This is a genomic window from Stenotrophomonas sp. PAMC25021 (assembly GCF_004795795.1).
GTDB classification, from domain to species: Bacteria; Pseudomonadota; Gammaproteobacteria; order Xanthomonadales; family Xanthomonadaceae; genus Stenotrophomonas; species Stenotrophomonas muris.
In genome coordinates, this window is sequence record NZ_CP039255.1 from 2,514,701 (window position 1) to 2,535,492 (window position 20,792).

Consider the following 20,792-nt stretch of genomic DNA (forward strand, 5'->3'; position numbering starts at 1 on the left):
GTTGGCACCTGCCAGAGCGGGTAGATCCACGCCATGCGTGGATGATCCTTCCTGCATCCACAACGGCAGATTGCGCACAGCGCCGACCTTGCCACCCGCATCGATTGGCGGCACGCTTGCAGGATGCCCAATACTCCTTCGCCGCTTTCCGGTTTCGCCTTCGTGGGTGAACCGCTGGAGCGCGCCGATGCCCTGCGCGAAGATGCCGATGCACTGGCGCGCCTGTGGCCGGGCGCGCGCATCCTCGTGCTCGATCAGGACGGCAGCGCCTTCACCGGCGATGACGATCAGCCACTGGCGCTGACCGGCGCCGACATCGGCGGCGGCCCGGGTGCCGCGATCTTCCTCGGCCTGCGCGGAGAGCAGGCGTGGTTCTCGGTTGAAGCCACCAACGTCACCATCAGCGCACCACGCCGGCTTGATCTGCGCCAGGCCGCGCTGCTGTGGTCGATGGCCGATGCGACCGCCTTCAGCTATGCCCGCGGCATGTCGTACTGGCACTCGCGCACCCGCTTCTGCGGCGTGTGCGGCGGCGCCGTGGCGTTTGCCCGTGGTGGCTTCGTCGGCCGCTGCGGGCAGTGTTCCACCGAACACTACCCGCGTGTCGACCCGGCGGTGATCGTCGCCGTGGAAAACCAGGGCCGGCTGCTGCTGGGCCGGCAGTCGAACTGGGCCCCGCGTCGCTACTCGGTGCTGGCCGGCTTCGTCGAACCCGGCGAGACCTTCGAGCAGACCGTGGTGCGCGAAGTCCATGAAGAGAGCAAGGTGCGGGTGACGGCCTGCCAGTACCTCGGTTCGCAGCCCTGGCCGTTCCCGGGTGCGCTGATGGTTGGCTTCCGCGCACAGGCGCAGGATGACCTGCCGACCGTGGACGGTGAGCTGGAAGACGCGCGCTGGTTCAGTGCCGACGAGGTCGGCGCGGCACTGGCGCGCGACGTGGAGGACGATGGCCAGGGTATCCGCCTGTCGCCGCCGATCTCGATTTCGCGCGGCCTGATCGAGCATTGGTACCGGCAGCAGAAGGGCTGAGCCGGGCCGGCTGGGGCGATTGCATTGCCGCCACCTGAACACGGCCCGGGTTACAGTGCGGGTCATCGCGGAGGGCGCCGCTGCGACAGGTAAGGTAGCGGCGCCGAGCGTTCTGTTTCGTAGGGAGACCTGCCATGTTCACCACTCTGGCCGCCGTGCTGGTGGCACTGGCCCTGGGCCATGTTGCTCCGGCCGCTGCTGCCTCGCTGCGCCGTTTCGACGGTTTCCGGCGTTGGCTGGGCTGGCTGGATGCGCGTGGTGGCAAGGCCTGGCAGGGACCGGCCGGCGTTGCCTTGGCACTGCTGCCGCCGCTGTTGCTGATGGTGCTGCTGGCGTGGCTGTTGCGCGGGGTGCTGTTCGGCCTGCCGTCGCTGCTGCTGGGCGTGGCGGTGCTGGCCTGGTGCTGGGGCCCGCGTGACCTGGACCGCGATATCGAGGCCATTATCGATGCCGATGATGCGGCGACGCGGCAGGCTGCAGTGCGCAACCTGCAGTCGGCCGGCGGCAGCCTGCGCGAGGACATTCCGTCACTGGTCGAGGCGACGGTGCTCAACGCACTGCGGCGCTGGTTCGCGGTGCTGTTCTGGTTCCTGTTGCTGGGCCCGGCTGGCGCGCTCGGGTACCGGCTGCTGGCGCTGATGGCGGAGAGCCCGATGCGCGCACGCGTGCCGGTGGAGCCGCTGGCGCTGGCGCAGCGCCTGCTGGGCTGGATCGAGTGGCCGGTGGCGCAGCTGATGGCCTTCTCGATGGCGCTGGTGGGCAATTTCGATACGGCGTGGAAGGCCTGGCGCCAGGCCCATGGCGAACGCCTGGCCGGCAACATCGGGTTCCTTGGCGCGGTGGCGCGGGCCAGCGTCAACGCCGAGCTGCGTGAGGATGCGCACGATTACACCGAGGCAGGGTTGCTGCCGGTGTGGCAGCGGTTGCCGGACCTGCGTGATGCGATGAGCTTGGTGTGGCGGATGCTGCTGCTGTGGCTGGCGGTCCTCGCCCTGCTGGTGATTGCAGGCTGGGTGACGTAGTTGCTTTGCAGGGCTTGCAGCCCTGCACCTGCAGAGTCGACAGCAACTGCAACGGCAGGATTGCAGCGGGTCGGCGGGGTGGGTCGGATGGCGGGGGACGCCGTGAATCCGTCCATGGAGGCTTGGTCGCCGCATCCATGCGGCTCACACCCCCGCCATCCGACCCACCCCGCCTTCGACAGTTTTCCGCGCACTGACGTTCTGTAGAGCCGAGCCATGCTCGGCTCCGAGCGAGCGCAGCGAAGCGATCCGCTTCTGCTTTTGATCTTCTCTTTCTTTTCCGTGGTGGACGCACACGGAAACTGTCCGTGGCCGGGCGGGATGGGTTTGCGGGGGTGTCCGCGGCATGGATGTCGCGGCCAAGACTCCATGGACGGATTCACGGCGTCCCCCGCAAACCCATCCCGTCCGGCCAACCCCAGGGCTTCTGCCTTCAAACGTCGCCCACCGCGAGGGGCTGCGCCGTTGGCTGGAAAACCTAGATCGGTGCCAGTGCGGTGAACGGTGCCCACGGCAGGTTGCGCAGCAGCGCATACCCGGGCAGCACCCAGAGCCAGAACGTGGGATTGGCCAGTACCCGCATCAGCGGGTCGAGCACGCGCGGACGGATGCCGGCGACGTTCAGCAGCATCAGCAGCAGGAACGGCAGGCTGATGACCAGCAGCGGGTTCATCGCCATCGCGCCGGGCAGGTCGAAATGGACCAGTGAATACAGGCAGCGGGTGCTGCCACAGCCCGGGCAGTACAGGCCTGTCAGCGCGTACAGCGGGCAGCTCGGCAAAGGATTGCCGGCGACATACGGATTGACGTTGCGCAGCACCACCGCGGCACCGGCGGCCAGGCCGGTGGCGGCCAGCAGCGGTGCCCAGCGGGCGAATCGGGAGCGGGCGGGAAGTGCGGACATTGCAGCAACGGATCCGGCGCAGGCGCCGGATCCGTCCACGCGGATCAGTAGCCGCTGTTGTTCATTGCACCCATGCCGCCGACAGCGACGATCAGGATGCCGTACAGCACGCCGACCACGACGGCGGCGATGGCCGACCAGATCGCCCACTTCTTGGCCTTGGCGGCGGAGTCCTGGGCACCGGCGATGTCGCCAGCTGCCAGCTTGCCGTTGACCTGCGCGGCGTAGACGATCGACACGATGCCGGCCGGCAGGCAGCAGAACAGGGTGCTCAGGATGGCCCAGACCAGATTGTTCGGGACCTGCGGAGTGGCGGTGTTCATGGGTTCAAGCTCCTTGATGGGTGGTGGTGGTGAATCATTGGTCGGAAAGAGCGCCCAGTACGGCCAAGCCGCCGAACAGCCCGAACCACAACAGCAACAGGACCGGCAGGGCCACGGCCGAAGCCACCGCCCACCAGCCCGCCTTGCGCGACGCACTGTAGGCCCCCGGCAGGTCGCCGGCGGCGCGGCGGCCATCGACCTGGGAGGCATAGACGATCGACACCACGCCCAACGGCAGGCAGCAGAACAGCGTCGTCAGGATCGCCCAGACCAGATGGTTGGGGATGTAGACCGGACGGCTGAGCGGTGGCGGTTGATTCAAAGCAAGACTCCATTCCTTGGTGGCCGGCCATGATGAAACGGCCGAACCTCCCCCCTGTGGGTGCGTAATCTACCTCAACCCGCGCTGCATGTATGCGGTTACAGTCAGATACTGGCCGGTATGGCCCTTGATCTGACGCATCTGACGGACCTCTGCGATGCATCGGAGGGCGAGGATGGGGGGCTTGTCGCTGGGACGGTCTACCCGTGTCCGTGCGGTCGATCAGGCGTGATCACCACGCAGGGCCCGCACCTGGGCCTCCAGCACCGGGGCGCTGGTGGTGCGGCCATCCACGGCCGGTGCCGCCACCACCTCGACCGTGGCGCGGAAACGACGCGGCACCCGCATGCGGCCAAGGCGGCTGTCGCGGCGGCTCCACATGCTCGACCACATGCCGCGCAGCGCCATCGGCACCACCGGCACCGGCCGCCGCTCGAGGATCTTCTCGACGCCGGACTTGAACGGCGCCATCTGCCCGTCGCGGGTCAGCGCGCCCTCGGGGAAGATGCAGACCAGTTCGCCTTCGGCCAGCGCCGCGTCGATCTCATCGAACGCACGCTGCATCAGCGCCGGGTCTTCGCGCGCCCCGGCAATCGGGATCGCCTTGGCGGTCCGGAAGATCCAGCGCATCACCGGGATGTTGAAGATCCTGTAGTACATGACGAAGCGCACCGGGCGCGGGATGGTCGCCGACAGGATCAGCGCGTCCATGTAGCTGACGTGGTTGCAGACCAGCAGTGCGGCGCCTTCGTCCGGCACGTTGGCCTCGATGCCGTGCGGGCGCAGCCGGTACAGGGTGCGCACCATCAGCCAGCTGAGGAAGCGCATCAGGAACTCGGGGACGATGGTGAAGATGTAGATCGCCACCAGCGCGTTGGCGATGGCCAGCGCCAGGAACTGCTGCGGAATGGTCCAGTGCAGCAGCTTGTGGGCGGCCAGCGACAGCAGCGCCGCAGCGACGATGAAGCCCGAGTTCTGGATGTTCAGTGCGGCGAACACGCGCGACATCTGCGCCTTCGGCGTGCGGCTCTGGATCAGTGCGAACAGCGGCACCACGAAGATGCCGGTGAACAGGCCGATGCCGACCAGGTCGATGACGATGCGGATGCTGCCGGGCTGCTGCAGGAACGGCCCGATGGTCAGCCCGTGCACTGTCGCTTCGCCGCTGCGGGCGAAGTACAGGTCGAGCAGGAACGCGGTCATGCCGAACGCGCCCAGTGGTACCAGGCCGATTTCCACCGTACGTGCTGACAGCTTCTCGCACAGCAGCGAGCCGACGCCGGTGCCCACCGAGAACAGGGCCAGCGCGAAGATGTACAGGGTCGGCTGGCCGCCCAGGTTGGTCACCGCATAGGCCGGCAACTGCGAGGTCAGCACGGTGCCGACGAACCAGAACCAGGACACGCCCAGGATCGAGTTGCGTACGGCTTTCTGCTGGCGCGCCATGCGCAGCACCGCCAGCGATTCCGGCAACGGGTTCCAGTTGATCTTCAGATTCGGGTCGCCGGCATCGACCTTGGGAATCAGGCGGGCGGCGATGTTGCCGCAGATCGCCAGGGCGATGATCGCGCACGCGGCCACCACCGTGCCGTGACTGCCAGCCACGGTGAACACCAGGCCGCCGACGATCATGCCGGAGAGGATCGACATCGAGGTGCCCATCTCGACCAGGCCGTTGCCGCCGGTCAGCTCTTCTGGCCTGAGCACCGACGGCAGCACTGAGTACTTCACCGGGCCGAACAGGGTGGACTGCATGCCGGTGCAGAACAGCGCGACCAGCAGCACCGGCAGGCTCTGGGTGAGGAAGCCGGTGGCCGCCAGCGACATGATCACGATCTCCATGGTGGTGGTGATCACGATCAGTCGCGATTTTTCCAGTTTGTCGGCGATCTGCCCGGCCAGCGCCGAGAACAGGAAATATGGCAGGATGAAGATGGCCGGTGCCAGGGTGGCGTACAACCCCAGTTCTTCCTCCGGCACAGCCATGAACAGCAACATGCTGATGATCGCCTGCCGGTACACGTTGTCGTTGAACGCACCGAGCGCCTGGACCACGAAGAACGGCAGGAAACGGCGCTGGCGCAGCAGGGCGAACTGGTTGTGACCGGACATGGAACCTCCTTGACCGGCGCAGCCTAGCATTCCTTCCCCTCTGCTGTGGGTGCGGACCTGTGGGTGCGGACCGTTGGTCCGCACACCTGCCAGCACTCTCAGACGATATCGTCGACCACGCCGCCATCCACGCGCAGCGCCGCACCCGAGGTTGCCGATGCCTGCGGCGAGGCCAGGTACACCACCATGTTGGCCACTTCCTCGACCGTGGCGGTGCGCTGGATCACCGAGGACGGCCGGTGCGCCATCACGAACTCACGGCCGATCTGCTCCAGCGGCTTGCCGCTGCGCTGGCGTTCATCCTCGAACATCGCCGCAAAACCATCGGAGAGGGTCGGGCCGGGCAGCACCGCGTTGACGGTGACGCCACTGCCGGCCACGCGCTTGGCCAGGCCGCGCGACAACGACAGCTGCGCGGTCTTGCTGACCCCGTAATGGATCATGTCGGCGGGAATGTTGCGCGCTGATTCGGAGGAAATGAACAGCACGCGGCCCCAGCCGGCATCGACCATTGCCGGTAGCAGCGCACGCGACAGGCGCACGCCGGACATCACGTTGGTATGCCAGTAGCGCTCCCAGGTCGCGTCATCGGTCTCGAAGAAGTCCTGTGGGCCGAAGATGCCGGCGTTGTTGACCAGAATGTCGACCTTGGGCAGGCCGGCCAACAGTGTTTCGACACCGGCTGCATCAGAGAGATCGGCGGCGACGCCGAGCACGTCGGCTCCCGGCACGGTGGCGAGCAGGTGCCGGCGGGCGCGCTCGACGCTGTCGGTGCTGCGGCCATTGAGAATGACACGCGCACCAGCGCTGGCCAGTCCTTGGGCGATGGCCCGGCCGATGCCGGCGGTGGAGGCGGTGACCAGCGCGGTGCGGCCACTGAGCTCGATTTTCATGGCGATAGTCCGGAGCGGGGGGAATTGCCCAGTATCCGCGCGGCCGCGTGATCGAACCGCAGCGCCACGCGCAACGCGCCGTTGCACACGGCGCAATTGACCCATGCCACGCGTGGGTGGGATCTCCGATCAGCGATGAGGAGTCAGGTCAGGCTGGTCACCGCTTCATTGGCCGCTGCCCGCACCTTCGGCAGCATTCGCAGTACCAGCGCCATCTGCGTGCGGATCAGCTGCAGTTTCGGCGGCATCGCCTCGTCGATCTGCTCCAGCTCGGCGGCCACCGCGCGGTCGGCGTCGTTGTCATCGTCGGCGACCGGTTGCCGTGCGGTCAGCGCCGAGGCCAGTTGCTGCAGTGCCTTGCGCACGCGCTCGCCGGCCGCCAATGCCAGCGGGTCGCCCGCATAGCTGTCCACCTGGTCGCGATGCGCGCCCAGCGCCGACAGGTGTCCCAGCAGCGTGTTGGACAGCGCCAGGAAGCGGAAGCCGGCATCCAGATTGCGGCGCACATGGCCGGGCTCACGCAGCATGTTCGACAGTGCGGTGGACAGCGCGGCATCGGCATTGTGCATGTCGCGCCGCGCGATGCGGTAGGCCAGGTCGTCGCGCATGCCGCTGCGGTACTGGCCCAGCACCGAATCCAGGTAGCGAGCCGCAGTGTCCAGCACGCGTGCCAGGACGAGATGCAGCTGCCGGCCCTGCCAGTCGGGCAGGACCAGGAACGCGGCCGCCGCTGCGATCGCGCAACCCAGCACCGTATCGACCATGCGCGGCACGATCAGCACGAAGCCGTCGCCGATCAGGTTGAAGCAGGTCAGTGCCATCACCGTGATCGCCGCCGACGCCACCAGGTAGCGGTCGGTGCGGGTGAAGAAGAACAGAAGTGCAGAGAGCAAGGCGATCAGCAGCTGCACGTGCAGCTGCGGGAACAGCTGCAGCAGCGCCCAGGTCAGCACCAGTCCGGCCAGGGTGCCGACGATGCGCTGGGCCAGGCGTTGGCGGGTGGCGCCGAAGTTGGGCCGGCACACGAACACGATGGTCAGCAGTACCCACGAACCGTTCTGCGCATTGAACAGGCGGATCGCTGCAAAGCCGACAATCAGCGCCAGCGCCATGCGCAGCCCATGCCGGAACAGCACCGAGCCGGGCGTAAGCTGCTGGCGGATGCGCACGCCCATCTCGCGCAGGGTGTGTGGGTTGCTGTCGCGCAGGCGGGTATCGACGTTGTCCAGGCTGGCTTCGGAGCGCTCGGCATCCAGCAGGCGCCGTTCGATGCTGCGCAGGTTGTGCACCAGCAGGTCCAGCGAGCCCAGCAGGCGCTGCCATTGCGGCCGCTGCTGGTCGCGCAGGTAGGCCAGCGCATCGGCCAGGTCGCGCCCGGCCTGCTGGTTGCCTTCGCCGTACACGAACGGACGGCGCAGCCGGATTGCCTCGCCCAGGCGGGCACAGGCCTGTCCCTGCAGGTCAAGCAGGCGCTGGCAGCGGTACAGCACGTCGCTGTGGAAGAACGCGTCCACCAGCGCGCCGTACGGGTAATGCGAGGAACTGGCGCGCTCGTGGAAATCCTGCGCCATGTAGTACAGGCGCAGGTAAAGGCCGGAGTTCACGCCGGGTCGGCCGGAGCGGCCGAAGCGGGCCAGGATCGCGGTCTTGGCCTCGTTCAGCGCGCCGACCACGCGGCGGTTCTGTTCGGCCAGGTCGAGCTGGCGACGTTGCAGGTCGGCTTCGCGCACCGGCTCGAACAGCGCGGCCTTCAGCTGCAGGTAGCGGCCCAGCTCAACGTACAGTCGCGCCACCCGCTCGCGGACCGGCCGGTTGGCGAACAGCGCGGTCCACAGGATCGACAGCAGGCCGTACCAGACCGCACCGGCCAGCAGGTGGCTGACCGCTTCCAGCGCACTGTGCAGGTCGCTGGCACCGTGCTGTTCCAGGCCGATCATGGTGTAGATCGCCAGCGTCACCGTGGCCTGGGCAATGGACGCATAGCGCTCGCCGAGCGCGCCGAGCAGGGTCAGGCCGAAGGTGGACAGCGCCAGCGCGCCGATGAAGATCCACGGCCACGGGAACAGCCAGATGACCGATGCTGCGGCGATGCAGAAGCACAACAGCGACAGCGCCACCGCCTTGGTCCGGCCCCACCAGTTGTCATCGGTTTCGGCGATGGCACTGGCGATGATGCCGAGGAACACGCCGGGCAAGGCGGTCAGCGCATCCAGCTGCCAGCACACCGCCAGCGCCGCGGTCAGGGCGATGAACACCCGCAGGCCGTAACTGGCCTTCTCGTGGGCCCACAGGCGGCTGAGGCGGGATTGTCGGGCGGACATGCAGGCTCGGCGGAAGGGTCTCCGACCATTATTGCGGGTGTGGGGTGAAGGGGACAGCCCGCGCAGGAATCCGGTAGTGCCGGCCGCTGGCCGGCAGATTTGCGGTACGGAGAAAGCCGGCCAGCGGCCGGCTCTACCCATAGATCCACGCCGCGCGTGGATGGGCCCTTCTACGCCCGCTGCGCGCGCTTGAGCAGCTTGGCTTCGCGCCTGCGTGCGCGGCGTGCGCGCCAACGCTCGGCCAGGCACGAGAAGATCACGTACAGCGCCGGCGTGCTGAGAAGGGTCAGGCTCTGCGAGAACAGCAGGCCGCCGATCATCGCGATGCCCAGCGGGCGGCGCAGCTCGGACCCTTCACCCAGGCCGATCGCCAGCGGCACGGCGGCCAGGATCGCGACCATCGTGGTCATCATGATCGGGCGGAAGCGCACGATGCTGGCCTCGCGTGCGGCGTCGCGCGGCGCCAGCCCATGCTCGCGCTGCGCCACCAGGGCGAAGTCGATCATCATGATCGCGTTCTTCTTGACGATGCCGATCAGCAGAACCAGCGCGATCATCGAGATCACCGACAGTTCGGTGTTGGTGCCGAACAACGCCAGCAGCGCACCGACGCCCGCCGCCGGCAGCGTGGACAGGATGGTGACCGGGTGGATCAGGCTCTCGTAGAGCATGCCCAGCACCAGGTAGACGGTCAGGATCGCGGCAAACACCAGGATCAGCATGTCGCTGGGATCTGAATTGAAGCCGAAGCCCGCATCGTCGGCCAGGCGGATGTCGCCAGGCATGCGCATGCCGGCGACGGTGGCATCGATGATCGCCTTGGCCTCACCCATGCTCACGTTCGGAGCCAGGTTGTAGCTGAGGTCCATCGTCGTGTACTGGTTCTCGTGGGTGATCTGCGAGGGGGCCAGGCCGGGCATCTGCGTGGCCACCGCGGTGATCGGCACCATGTCGCCGTTGCGCGCACGCACGTACACCTCATCCAGCGCCGCCGGGGTGGCGGTCTGCGAGGGCAGGGCGTTGACCACCACGCTGTACTGGTTGATGTCCGAATAGATGGTGGAGATCTGGCGCTGGCCGAACGCACCGTACAGCGCGCCGTCGATGGCGCCGACAGTGATGCCCAGGCGCGCGGCCTTGGCGCGGTCGATCTGGATGTTCTGGCGCAGTCCGGCATTGTCCACGTCGGTGCCGACGTCACGCAGCTTCGGGTTCTTCTTCAGTTCCGCCTGCAGCTTGGGCAGCCATTCCTGCAAAGCAGCCAGGTCGTTGCCCTGCAGGGAAATGCGGTACTGCGCGCCCTGGCTGGAACCGCCGCCATCGTTGCTGGGCAGGTCCTGGATCGCGCGCAGGCGCAACTGCAGGTCGGGGTAGCGATCGGCCTTGGCACTGAGTCGCGCCAACGCATGTGCGGTGGTTTCGCGGCGACCGTCGCTGCGTGACTTCAGCTCGATGTTGAACTGTGCACTGGAGCCCTGACGGCCGCTGCCGAGGCGCACACCCACGGTTTTCACTGCCGGGTCGGCCATCAGCATGTCGGTGATGCGACGCTGGCGGGCGACCATGTCCTCGAAGGAGACGGTGGCGCTGGAATTGGCGCGGCCCCAGATCAGGCCGGTGTCCTGCGGCGGGAACGCGCCCTTCTTCACCGCCCCGAACAGGAAGATGGTGACGCCGATCAGGATCAGCGGCGTCAGCGACAGCAGCAGCGCGTGGCGCAGCGAGAAGTCCAGGAACACGGTGTAGATGCGCAGCATGCGCTCGTGGCCGGCATCCAGCCAGCGTCCGAAGCGCGACGGCGGCGCGCTGTGGTCATGGGCGCTGAGGAAGCGGCTGCACAGCGCCGGGGTCAACGTCAGCGAAACGATCATCGAGACCACGATGGCCGCCACCAGGGTGACGGTGAACTCGCGGAAGAACGCGCCCATCATGCCGCTGGCGAACAGCAGCGGGATGAACACCGCGACCAGCGAGGCGGTGATCGAGACGATGGTGAAGCCGATCTCGCGCGCACCGGTCAGCGCCGCCTGCATGCGCGGCATGCCCTCATCGAGGTGGCGCATGATGTTCTCGATCACCACGATCGCATCGTCCACGACGAAGCCGATCGCGATCACCAGCGCCAGCAGGCTCAGGTTGTTCAGGGTGAAGCCCATCACGTACATCACCAACGCGGCACCGGCCAGCGACAGCGGTACGGTCACTGCGGCGATCAGCGTCGGTGCCAGCCGGCGCAGGAACAGCGCCATGGTCAGCACCACCATCGCCAGGCTGATCAGCAACGTGATCTGCACTTCATGCAGCGACGAGCGGATGGTCGGCGTACGGTCGAAGTACGGCGTCATCGTGGTGCCGGGCTGCAGGTAGTCGCGCAGGGTCGGGATCTGCGCCTTGACCCGGTCCACGGTCTCCACGATGTTGGCGCCGGCACGGGTGAACACGTACATCACCACCGCCGGCTTGTGGTCGAACCACGCGGCCTGGTAGGCATCCTGCTGGCCGTCGTAGACGTTGGCGATGTCCTTCAGGCGGATCACCCGGCCATCGCCCTGGGTCTTGACCACCAGATCGGCGAAGTCGGCCGCACGCGCCACCGAATCGTTGGCGATGATCGCGGTGGTGGTGTTGCCGTCGCTGAGGAAGCCGGTGGGCGAGGTCACGTTGGCCGCGCGCACCGCATTGCGCAGGTCATCGGCGGTCAGGCCCAGCGCGTTCATCAGGCGCAGGTTGACGTCCACGCGCACCGCTGGCGTCGACGCGCCGGCGATGTCGACCGAGGCAACGCCGCTGATCTGGCGGATGCGCTGCGCCAGCAGTGAATCGGCGACGTTGTACAGTTCGTCGGCCGACTGCGTCTGCGAGGTCAGCGCGATGGCGATCACCGGGTCATCGTTCGGGTTCGCCTTCTGGTACATCGGCGACCCCATGCCCGAGGGCAGGTCGGCCTGGGCCGAGTTGATCGCCGTCTGCACGTCCAGCGCGGCCGAATCGATGTTGTGGCCGCTCTGGAAGATCATGAACACCAGCGAGCTGCCTTCCGAGCTCGACGAGCGCATGCGGTCGATGCCCGGCAGCTGGCCGAGATGGCGTTCCAGCGGCGCGGTAACCGTGGAGGCCATGGTCGCCGCATCGGCGCCGGACTGGCTGGCATGCACGAAGATCACCGGGATCTCGATGTTCGGCAGTGCCGATACGCCCAGGCGCAGGTAGCAGATCAGGCCGACCATGAACAGGCCGATGGCCAGCAGCGCGGTGCCGATCGGGCGGCGGATGAAGGGGCCGGACAGGTTCATCGCGCGGCCCCCCGCAGCAGCGGGGCGTGGATCATGCCTGCGGCTCCTGCAGCGACCCGTCGCGCAACGCACGCTGCTCGCGGCGGCGGGCAAGCCACTCGGAGAAGCGCTCCATGTACAGGTAGATCACCGGCGTGGTGTACAGCGTGACCAGCTGCGACAGCAGCAGGCCGCCGACGATGGCGATGCCCAGCGGGCGGCGCAGCTCCGAGCCGATCCCGGTGCCCAGGGCCAGCGGCAGCGCGCCCAGCATGGCCGCGGCGGTGGTCATCATGATCGGGCGGAAGCGCAGCAGGCAGGCACGGCGGATTGCTTCGTGCGCGTTGGCACCGGCGCGGCGGGCCTCGATCGCGAAGTCCACCATCATGATGCCGTTCTTCTTGACGATGCCGATCAGCAGCACGATGCCGACGATGCCATCCACCGACAGGCTCAGGCCGCACAGCATCAGCGCCAGCAGCGCGCCGACACCGGCCGGCGGGAGCGTGGAGATGATCGTGATCGGGTGGATGTAGCTCTCGTACAGCACGCCCAGCACGATGTAGATCACCACCAGCGAGGCCAGCAGCAGCCACACCACGTCCGTCTGGCTGCCAGTGAACTCGGCGGCCTTGCCGATGAACTCGGCATGCAGGTGGGTGGGCATGTCCAGGCTGTCCTTGGTCTCCTGGATTGCACGCACCGCTTCGGACAGCGAATAGCCCGGCGCCACGTTGAACGAGACCGTCACCGCCGGCAGCTGCTGCTGGTGGCTGACCACCAGTGGCGCGCTGCTCACCTTGCCTTCGGCCAGCGCCGACAGCGGGATGATGTTGCCGGCGCCGACGGTGATGCCGGTGTTCTGCGCGCCGATGCCGGTGGCGGTCGACGAGTTGGACGAGGTGACCTGGCCGAAGCTGGTGGCGTTGGTGCCGGTCAGCGCGCCGGCGCCATTGGAGGCCACCGCCAGCTGCTCCATCAACGCGGTGCTGGTGCGGAACTCCGGCGCCACTTCCAGCACCACGCGATACTGGTTGAGCTCGGTGAAGATGGTGGAGATCTGGCGCTGGCCGAACGCATCGTAGAGCGTGTCGTCGATGGTCTGCATCGGCACGCCCAGCACGCTGGCCTTGTCGCGGTCGATGTTCAGCTCCAGGGCGCGGCCCTGGTTGGACAGGTTGTTGTCCACGTCAGCCAGTTCCGGGCGCTTGCGCAGCGCTTCGGTCAGGCGCGTGGCCTGGGTCGCCACCGTTGCCGAATCGACGTCCGACAGCGAGTACTGGTACTCGGTGGCGGCCACGCGGGTATCCAGGGTCACGTCCTGCACCGGCTTCAGGTACAGCGCCACGCCCGGGATTCCGGCCACCGCCTTCTGCAGGCGCGGCAGGATCTGCTCCAGGCCATCGCGCTGGCTGCGCTCCTTCAGCACGATCGACAGCTGGCCCTGGTTGAGCGTGGGGTTCATGCTGCCGGCACCGATGAACGCCGACACGCCGGTCACATCCGGGTCGTGGCGCAGTGCTTCGGCGACCTGCTTGGTGCGCTGTTCCATCTGCGGGAAGGCGATGTTCTGGTCGGCCTGCACCACGCCGGTGATCAGGCCGGTGTCCTGTTCGGGCAGCAGGCCCTTGGGAATCAGCACATACAGCAGCACGGTCAGCACCAGTGCACCACCGGCCACGGCCAGGGTCAGGCGCTGGTGGCCCAGCACCCAGTCCAGGCTGTGCTCGTACAGGCCGACGGTGCGCGTCCACAGGTTCTGCTTGCCGGCCGCTGCCGCGCGCTCATGCGCGTCTTCGCCCTCGGGCAGGGCGTCGGGCTTGAGCAGGTAGGCACACATCATCGGGGTGAGCGTCAGCGAGATCAGCATCGACAGCACCACCGCGATGCTCAGCACCCACGCGAACTCGTGGAACAGGCGTCCGGTGACGCCGGGCATCAGCAGCAGCGGCAGGAACACCGCCACCAGCGAGACGGTCAGCGACAGCACGGTGAAGCCGATCTGGCGCGCGCCGATCTCGGCCGCTTCCTTGCCACTCTTGCCCTGCTCGATGTAGCGCACGATGTTCTCGATCATCACGATCGCATCGTCGACCACGAAGCCGGTGGCCACCACCAGCGCCATCAGCGAGAGGTTGTCCAGCGACATGCCGGCGAACGCCATCACCGCGAAGGTGCCGGCCAGCGACAACGGCACTGCCACCGACGGGATGATCGTGGCCCACAACCGGCGCAGGAACACGAAGATCACCGCCACCACCAGGCCGATGGTGAGGATCAGGGTGAACTGCACTTCATGCACCGAGGCGCGGATGGTCTCGGTACGGTCGTTGAAGATCTCCAGGTGCACGTCGGCCGGCAGCACGCCCTGCAGCTGCGGCAGGATCGCGCGGATGCGCTCGACGGTCTGCACGATGTTGGCACCAGGCTGGCGCCGGACTTCCAGCAGCACCGCCGGCTTTCCATCGGCCCAGGCGGCCAGCTGGTCGTTCTCCACGCCATCGATCACCTCGGCCACGTCCGACAGCCGCACCGGGCGGCCGTTCTTGTAGCTGATGATGGTGTCGCGGTACTCGGCGGCGCTGGCCAGCTGGTCGTTGGTGCCGATGCTGTAGGACTGCGTCTTGCCGTTCAACGAGCCCTTGGGCGCATTGACGTTGGCCTGGGTCAGTGCGCTGCGCAGCTGCTCCAGGGTCAGGCCCATGTTCGACAACTGCGCCGGATTGACCTGGATGCGCACGGCAGGGCGCACGTTGCCGGCGATCGACACCAGTCCCACGCCCTGCACCTGCGACAGGCGCTGGGCCAGGATCGAGTCGGCGTAATTGTTGACGTCGCGCAGCGGGCGCGTGTCGGAGGTCAGCTTCAGGGTGACGATGGCCGCGTCGGCCGGATTCACCCGGTTGTAGACCGGCTGGTAGGGAAGCGACGAGGGCAGGGTGGCCTGGCGGATCGCCGCCTGCACGTCCTGCGCGGCGATGTCGATGTCGCGGTCCATCGAGAACTGCAGGATGATCGTCGACAACCCGGCCGACGAGTCGGAGGTCATCAGCTCCAACCCGGAAATCTGCCCGAACTGGCGCTCCAGCGGGGTAGTGACCAGCGAAGCCATGGTGGTGGCGTTGGCACCGGGGTACTGGGTGGTGACCACCAGGCTGGGCGCATCGATTTCCGGCAGCGCCGACACCGGCAGCTTGCGGTAACCGAGGATGCCCAGCAGCAACAGGCCCGCCATCAACAGCGAGGTGGCGATCGGGCGGCGGATGAAGATCGTCGAAAAGCCCACGGACTGATCCTTGCTGGCACTTCAATGTCGGCGCCGGCGGGTATGCCGGCGCGAGGGAGATCAGTGGCCTGCGCTCAGCGCGGGCCACCACCGCGACGGCCACCGCCGCCTGCGTTCTTCTGCTCGGCCGCCTTCAGTTCGGCCTCGGTCGGTGCGGCCGGGGTCTCCCCCGGCTTCAGCGCGGTGACCTTGCTGCCCGGCTTCAAGCGGAACTGGCCTTCACTGACCACCCGCTCGCCGCCCTTCAGGCCTTCGGCGATCTGCACCTGGCTGTCGCCCACTTCCACGCCGCTGCGCACGGTCTGCATCTTTACCGTGTTGTCGCCCTGCACGATGTAGACGTACTCGCCATCCGGGCCACGCAGCACCGCCTGGGTGGGGATGACCACACCACCGGCGATCGTGCGCAGCTGCATGCGCACGTTGACGAACTGGCCCGGCCACAGGCCGTTGTCGGTGTTGTCGAAAATCGCGCGCGCCTTGAACGTGCCGCTGTCGGCACTGATCAGGTTGTCGACCACGTCGAGCTTGCCGTCGCCGGACAACACATGCGAATCGGCACGGTCCAGCGCGGCCACCGGCACCGTGCCGGCGGCCTGCGCCTGGCGCACGTCGCCGAGCTGGCGCTCGGGCAGGTTGAACAGCACGTGGATCGGATGGATCTGGGTCAGCGTGACCAGCGCGGTGCCGGCGTTGACCACGTTGCCCGCGTCGACCGCGCGGATGCCGGCGATGCCGGAGATCGGTGCGGTGACCTTGGTGTACTGCAGCTGCACCTGCGCCGAACGCATGCTGGCCTCGTTGGCGGCCACGGCGCTTTCGTACTGTGCCACTTGGTTTCGCTGTGTATCCAGATCGGTCTTGGCGACGTACTGGCGATACTCAGGCGCGTTCGAGCGCTGGAAGTTGGAGCGCGCAGTGGCCAGCAGGGCTTCGTTCTGGCGCTTGGCTGCGGCGGCCTGGTCATAGCTGGCCTGGGCCGTGCGCGGATCGATCACCGCCAGCACGTCACCCTGCTTCACTTCCTGGCCTTCGCGGAAATTCAGGCTCATCAACTGGCCGCCGACCTGCGGGCTGACGGTAACGGTGTTCATCGCAGTCACCGTGCCCAGCGCGCTGGCATACACCGGCACGTCCTGGCGCGTGGCCTCCACCACGGTCACCGGTACTGGACCGGCATTCGGATCCTCGCCGCCCTGGCGCGCCCCCGCAGCTGCACCACCGGCCTTGTCCTTGCCCCCGCCCATGACGCGCAGGCCGACCACGGCCAGCACCAGCACTGCCACGACCAGCAGCACGATCTTCCAAACACGTGACATTACGAGGACTCCGAGAGGGCTGGACCAGGCGGGACGCCGGGGCAATGCGCAAAGCATACCTGTGCCACATCACGTTTCCTGCATGACGGATGGGACGGGCGCTAAGACCGGATCGAGCGCCGGAGGTTCCCGTGGCGGCGGTGTTGCCCTACATTCAGCTGGAACCCTTCTGCTGTGGAGATTGCGATGCGCCGTTCGCTGCTGCTGTCCGCCCTGCTGCTGGCCCTGCCGGCCCTTGCCCACGCCCAGGACGGGCAGCGCCCGGAAGTGACCGCCGCCGCGCAGCGGCTGCAGGCCAAGGTGGTCGAATGGCGCCGCGATTTCCACCAGCATCCGGAGTTGTCCAACCGCGAGGCGCGCACCTCGGCCGAGGTCGCCAAGCGCCTGCGTGCGATGGGCCTGAAGCCGAAGACCGGCATCGCCCACCACGGCGTGGTTGCGATCATCGAGGGCGGCAAGCCGGGGCCGAAGATCGCCCTGCGCGCCGACATGGACGCGCTGCCGGTGACCGAGCAGACCGGCCTGCCGTTCGCCTCCAAGGCCACTGACCAGTACCGCGGGCAGACCGTGGGCGTGATGCATGCCTGTGGCCATGACGCGCACACCGCGACCCTGCTCGGCGTGGCCGAAGCACTGGTGTCGATGAAGAAGGACCTGCCGGGCCAGGTGATGCTGATCTTCCAGCCGGCCGAGGAGGGCGCACCGCCGCCGGAAGAGGGTGGTGCGGCACTCATGCTGAAGGAAGGCCTGTTCGCCGATTTCAAGCCGGAAGCGGTGTTCGGCCTGCATGTGTTCTCCAGCGTGCAGGTGGGTCAGATCGCGGTGCGCGGTGGCCCGTTGATGGCGGCCTCGGACCGGTTCGGGATCAAGGTGATCGGCCGCCAGACGCATGGTTCGGCGCCGTGGAACGGGGTTGATCCGATCGTCGCCACCGCCGACCTGGTGGGCACCGCGCAGACCATCGTCAGCCGCCGCGCCAACCTGTCCAAGCAGCCGGCAGTGCTGACCTTCGGCGCGATCAACGGCGGCATCCGCTACAACATCATTCCCGATGAAGTGGAGATGGTCGGCACCATCCGCACCTTCGACGAAGGCATGCGCCAGCAGATCTTCGCCGACCTGCGCAACGTGGCCGAGCACACCGCCGCCGCGCATGGTGCCAAGGCGGTGACCGAGATCTACGAAGCCGATGGCAACCCGGCCACGGTGAACAACCCGGCACTGACCGCGAAGATGCTGCCGAGCCTGCAGGCGGTGGTGGGCAAGGACAACGTATACGAGCCACCGCTGCAGATGGGTGCGGAAGATTTCTCGCTGTACGCCAAGGAAGTGCCGGGCATGTTCTTCTTCGTCGGCTCCACCAGCGCGGGCATCGATCCGGCAACGGCGCCGGCCAACCATTCGCCGAAGTTCCTGCTGGATGAGAAGGCGCTGGATGTCGGGTTCCGCGCGCTGCTGCAGGTGAGCCTGGATTACCTGCACGGTGCCGGCACCCCGGCGGAGTGAGGGTTTCCGGCAGGGCTGCGCCCTGCACCCGCTGAAGCGGTAGTGCCGGCCGCTGGCCGGCAACCTCAAGGTCAAAAGCGGGCGATCAGTGGGATGGCGGGGTGGGTCCGGTGGCAGGGGACGGCGCAAGTACGTCCCTGTAGCCTCGGTCGCGCCATCCATGGCGCTCACGCCCCTGCCACCGGACCCACCCCGCCTTCGACGGTTTCCCGCGAGCTGTCGGAACGACATCCTGCTTTGGTGGGTGTCGACCTTGGTCGACACGGCGGACGTCATGAACGTCTGAAGAAATCGAAGATCGGTATGGATTGATGCGCTGATGATGCGATTTCAGAAGCCCTTGGCAGCGGCCAGCGCTTGATCAAGCATCGGGGTTGTCCAGGCTGGTACTGGTTCGGCGGGCAGCCAGGCCAAGGGCTGGTTCATTAAGGGATGGGAGAAGGCAGATGGATTTGCCCGGCCGGCCCATTCGCGCAGGCGGAGCCATCCAAGGATTTCGTAGGGAAAGATCATCCGATCCTCCCTATCGAACTCGCGGATGTCATTCGCGGATCTATTGCGGGCCTGCTGAACGTGAAACTCCGCCAAGGCCGAAACCAGGTCATCGACCTGGCCCACGTTCTCGGTATCCCAGCTCGCAAGTGCATCAGCGTAGGGCCCCATGGTGGTGGGGGTCGAGTAGTTGTGCAGATCAATCCGCTCTTTGAACGCGGCAGCGCAAAGAAGCATCAGGAACCAGAAGTGGCGATAGATCGTCCCTGCCCCGGGACGGCCATCGTTACGCAGATCAAGAAGCTGCGTGTCCAGCCCTGCGCGCAATTGATGGAACAGAACCCTCACCTCCGCACGCCGGGCCGCCAGAAGACACAGACCCAGCGAGACGGCGGCAGTGTCTGGAAGCATCATGCAGCTGAACTGGGCCCCTAGACCCTTTCCAATCAGTAGGCTGGCCACATCCACCTGTGCACGGGCGTGGGCAGCTGCGGCGACGAGCAACTCGGGGTGCCGCTCGCGCTGGTTGAGCGAGCGATGCTGGTAATCGACCAGGTGCCAATGAGTCAGATCCTCCAGGCTCTGGCAGAGATAAGGCAAAGAGTCTTCGCTGGCCTGGATCGCAATCCGTTCAAGTTTGCCTTCTGCGTCTTCGAGGATGAGTTCCCGTTTCAATGCATCCGTCATGCTCCAGGCAGCCCAGGTCGAGACTTTGCGCTGCAGATTCCTGAATGAGCTGCCGACCATAGAGTCCCCCAAAAGGTCCGAAGCTTCCTCCGCCCAAATGTAGAGAGGTAGAGTTATTTGCGACAAAAGTTGCAAGTGTCTGTTCCGAAAAGAAATTGATGTGGCCGCTGACCCGAAATGGGAGCCCGGACAGGAGTACTCACGCGATACAATGGCGCCCATGAACACCCCACAGGATTCCAGCCTCGGTCGCGAGGTCAGTTACCCGTCGCAGTACGATCCCGGCCTGCTGTTTCCCATCCCCCGCAGCGGCGCCCGCGCCGAGATCGGCCTCGATGACGCCGCGCTGCCGTTCGTTGGCCACGACCGCTGGCATGCCTTCGAGCTGAGCTGGCTCGACGCGCGTGGCAAGCCGCAGGTCGCCGTCGCCACCGTGCAGGTGCCGTGCACCTCGCCGCGGTTGATCGAATCGAAGTCGTTCAAGCTGTACCTGAACTCCCTCAACAGCACCCGTATCGACAGCGCCGAGGCACTGCGCGCGCGCATCGTGGCGGATCTGTCGGCCTGCGCCGGTGCGCCGGTGGAGGTCGAATTCGGCCTGCCGGGCCTGCGTGAGACGCCGCTCGGCGAATCCATCGATGGGCTGGATCTGGAGATCGACTGCTACGGCCCGCCGCAGGCAGACTTCCTCGCCGCTGATGCCGGCGAGGTGGTGGAGGAAACCCTGGTCTCGGCGCTGCTGAAGTCCAACTGCCCGGTTACCGGCCAGCCGGACTGGGCCACGGTCAGCCTGCGCTACCGCGGGCCGAAGATCGACCGCGCCGGCCTGCTGCGTTACCTGGTCAGCTACCGCGAGCACGCCGAGTTCCACGAGCAGTGTGTTGAACGGATCTTCAGCGAGGTGTCTGCGCGCTGCCAGCCGCAGTGGCTGGAAGTGGAGGCCCGCTACACCCGTCGTGGCGGCCTGGATATCAACCCCTGGCGTGCCAGCCCGGGCATCGCCGCCCCGGCTGCGACCTACCGCGAACTGCGGCAGTAACCGCCACAGGCGGTTGCCCGTTGCGCCGGGCCATGCCCGGCGAGCGCCGGCCAGCGGCCGGCACTACCATGATTCGCAGGTGGTTACGGGTAGAGCCGGCCGCTGGCCGGCAATCGGCCAAGGCCGGATCCCCCTGGCACAGCCGGCCAGCGGCCGGCACTACCGGGCGTCCATTCCCCCGATTGTTCAGCCGCCCCGGGGGGCGGCTTCACATCTGCACCATCCCCATTTAACAACCTCCATGGCACCGTGCGAATCACGTAGT

General features: G+C 67.0%; 14 protein-coding genes. 4 read left to right on the top strand and 10 right to left on the bottom strand.

Annotation, left to right across the window (positions count from 1 at the left end; genetic code table 11):
* Positions 1-123 precede the first annotated feature (123 nt).
* Together nudC and ampE are read left to right on the top strand one after the other, a co-directional pair.
* Entirely contained in the window at positions 124-1,029 is a 906-nt protein-coding gene (gene nudC, locus E5790_RS11840; RefSeq protein WP_014648655.1) for an NAD(+) diphosphatase, read from the top strand.
* A 134-nt stretch (positions 1,030-1,163) separates the two neighbouring features.
* Positions 1,164-2,051, top strand: a complete 888-nt coding sequence (gene ampE, locus E5790_RS11845; RefSeq protein WP_014648654.1) for a regulatory signaling modulator protein AmpE — start codon at positions 1,164-1,166, stop codon at positions 2,049-2,051.
* Between the two features lie 478 nt (positions 2,052-2,529).
* On the opposite strand, the gene E5790_RS11850 is transcribed toward ampE, so the two are convergent.
* The 9 genes from E5790_RS11850 to E5790_RS11890 all read right to left on the bottom strand — a co-directional run bounded on the left by E5790_RS11850 (position 2,530) and on the right by E5790_RS11890 (position 16,803).
* On the bottom strand, positions 2,530-2,955 hold the full coding sequence (locus E5790_RS11850) for a DUF2752 domain-containing protein (protein ID WP_014038725.1): 426 nt from the start codon (positions 2,953-2,955) through the stop codon (positions 2,530-2,532).
* A 44-nt stretch (positions 2,956-2,999) separates the two neighbouring features.
* Entirely contained in the window at positions 3,000-3,278 is a 279-nt protein-coding gene (locus tag E5790_RS11855; protein ID WP_014648653.1) for a CD225/dispanin family protein, read from the bottom strand.
* A gap of 34 nt (positions 3,279-3,312) precedes the next feature.
* Positions 3,313-3,600: a CD225/dispanin family protein gene (locus E5790_RS11860; protein WP_005419784.1), complete on the bottom strand. Its 288-nt coding sequence runs from the start codon at positions 3,598-3,600 to the stop codon at positions 3,313-3,315.
* A 222-nt stretch (positions 3,601-3,822) separates the two neighbouring features.
* Complete coding sequence (locus E5790_RS11865) at positions 3,823-5,712, bottom strand: MFS transporter (protein ID WP_111205615.1); 1,890 nt, start codon at positions 5,710-5,712, stop codon at positions 3,823-3,825.
* A 98-nt stretch (positions 5,713-5,810) separates the two neighbouring features.
* Positions 5,811-6,605 carry an SDR family oxidoreductase gene (locus tag E5790_RS11870; RefSeq protein WP_111205614.1) on the bottom strand — a complete coding sequence of 265 codons (795 nt, stop codon included), beginning with the start codon at positions 6,603-6,605 and terminating at the stop codon, positions 5,811-5,813.
* Positions 6,606-6,748: 143 nt separating this feature from the next.
* Positions 6,749-8,926: a YccS family putative transporter gene (gene yccS, locus E5790_RS11875; RefSeq protein WP_111205613.1), complete on the bottom strand. Its 2,178-nt coding sequence runs from the start codon at positions 8,924-8,926 to the stop codon at positions 6,749-6,751.
* A gap of 170 nt (positions 8,927-9,096) precedes the next feature.
* Positions 9,097-12,219: an efflux RND transporter permease subunit gene (locus E5790_RS11880; protein WP_049403847.1), complete on the bottom strand. Its 3,123-nt coding sequence runs from the start codon at positions 12,217-12,219 to the stop codon at positions 9,097-9,099.
* 31 nt (positions 12,220-12,250) lie between these two features.
* On the bottom strand, positions 12,251-15,484 hold the full coding sequence (locus E5790_RS11885; RefSeq protein WP_046432840.1) for an efflux RND transporter permease subunit: 3,234 nt from the start codon (positions 15,482-15,484) through the stop codon (positions 12,251-12,253).
* Between the two features lie 74 nt (positions 15,485-15,558).
* A complete protein-coding gene (locus E5790_RS11890) occupies positions 15,559-16,803 on the bottom strand; it encodes an efflux RND transporter periplasmic adaptor subunit (protein WP_014648647.1) in 1,245 nt (414 codons plus the stop codon).
* A gap of 186 nt (positions 16,804-16,989) precedes the next feature.
* On the opposite strand from E5790_RS11890, the gene E5790_RS11895 reads away from it, so the two are divergent.
* Positions 16,990-18,309, top strand: a complete 1,320-nt coding sequence (locus tag E5790_RS11895; protein ID WP_046432850.1) for a M20 family metallopeptidase — start codon at positions 16,990-16,992, stop codon at positions 18,307-18,309.
* Positions 18,310-18,639: 330 nt separating this feature from the next.
* Here E5790_RS11895 and E5790_RS11900 read toward each other — a convergent pair whose 3' ends face one another.
* Positions 18,640-19,488 (bottom strand): hypothetical protein, encoded by an 849-nt coding sequence (locus E5790_RS11900; RefSeq protein ID WP_136191755.1) that lies wholly within the window; start codon positions 19,486-19,488, stop codon positions 18,640-18,642.
* Between the two features lie 220 nt (positions 19,489-19,708).
* Between E5790_RS11900 and queF the strand changes: the two genes are divergently transcribed.
* A complete protein-coding gene (gene queF, locus E5790_RS11905) occupies positions 19,709-20,527 on the top strand; it encodes an NADPH-dependent 7-cyano-7-deazaguanine reductase QueF (RefSeq protein WP_049439336.1) in 819 nt (272 codons plus the stop codon).
* Positions 20,528-20,792: the final 265 nt, after the last annotated feature.

Excerpts from the sequence above, each read along its gene's own strand:
- E5790_RS11900 (WP_136191755.1), bottom strand. The coding sequence starts at position 19,488 with ATGACGGATGCATTGAAACGGGAACTCATCCTCGAAGACGCAGAAGGC.
- E5790_RS11865 (WP_111205615.1), bottom strand. The coding sequence starts at position 5,712 with ATGTCCGGTCACAACCAGTTCGCCCTGCTGCGCCAGCGCCGTTTCCTG.
- E5790_RS11895 (WP_046432850.1), top strand. The coding sequence starts at position 16,990 with ATGCGCCGTTCGCTGCTGCTGTCCGCCCTGCTGCTGGCCCTGCCGGCC.
- yccS (WP_111205613.1), bottom strand. The coding sequence starts at position 8,926 with ATGTCCGCCCGACAATCCCGCCTCAGCCGCCTGTGGGCCCACGAGAAG.
- ampE (WP_014648654.1), top strand. The coding sequence starts at position 1,164 with ATGTTCACCACTCTGGCCGCCGTGCTGGTGGCACTGGCCCTGGGCCAT.
- E5790_RS11850 (WP_014038725.1), bottom strand. The coding sequence starts at position 2,955 with ATGTCCGCACTTCCCGCCCGCTCCCGATTCGCCCGCTGGGCACCGCTG.
- E5790_RS11890 (WP_014648647.1), bottom strand. The coding sequence starts at position 16,803 with ATGTCACGTGTTTGGAAGATCGTGCTGCTGGTCGTGGCAGTGCTGGTG.
- E5790_RS11880 (WP_049403847.1), bottom strand. The coding sequence starts at position 12,219 with ATGAACCTGTCCGGCCCCTTCATCCGCCGCCCGATCGGCACCGCGCTG.
- E5790_RS11870 (WP_111205614.1), bottom strand. The coding sequence starts at position 6,605 with ATGAAAATCGAGCTCAGTGGCCGCACCGCGCTGGTCACCGCCTCCACC.
- queF (WP_049439336.1), top strand. The coding sequence starts at position 19,709 with ATGAACACCCCACAGGATTCCAGCCTCGGTCGCGAGGTCAGTTACCCG.
- E5790_RS11855 (WP_014648653.1), bottom strand. The coding sequence starts at position 3,278 with ATGAACACCGCCACTCCGCAGGTCCCGAACAATCTGGTCTGGGCCATC.
- nudC (WP_014648655.1), top strand. The coding sequence starts at position 124 with ATGCCCAATACTCCTTCGCCGCTTTCCGGTTTCGCCTTCGTGGGTGAA.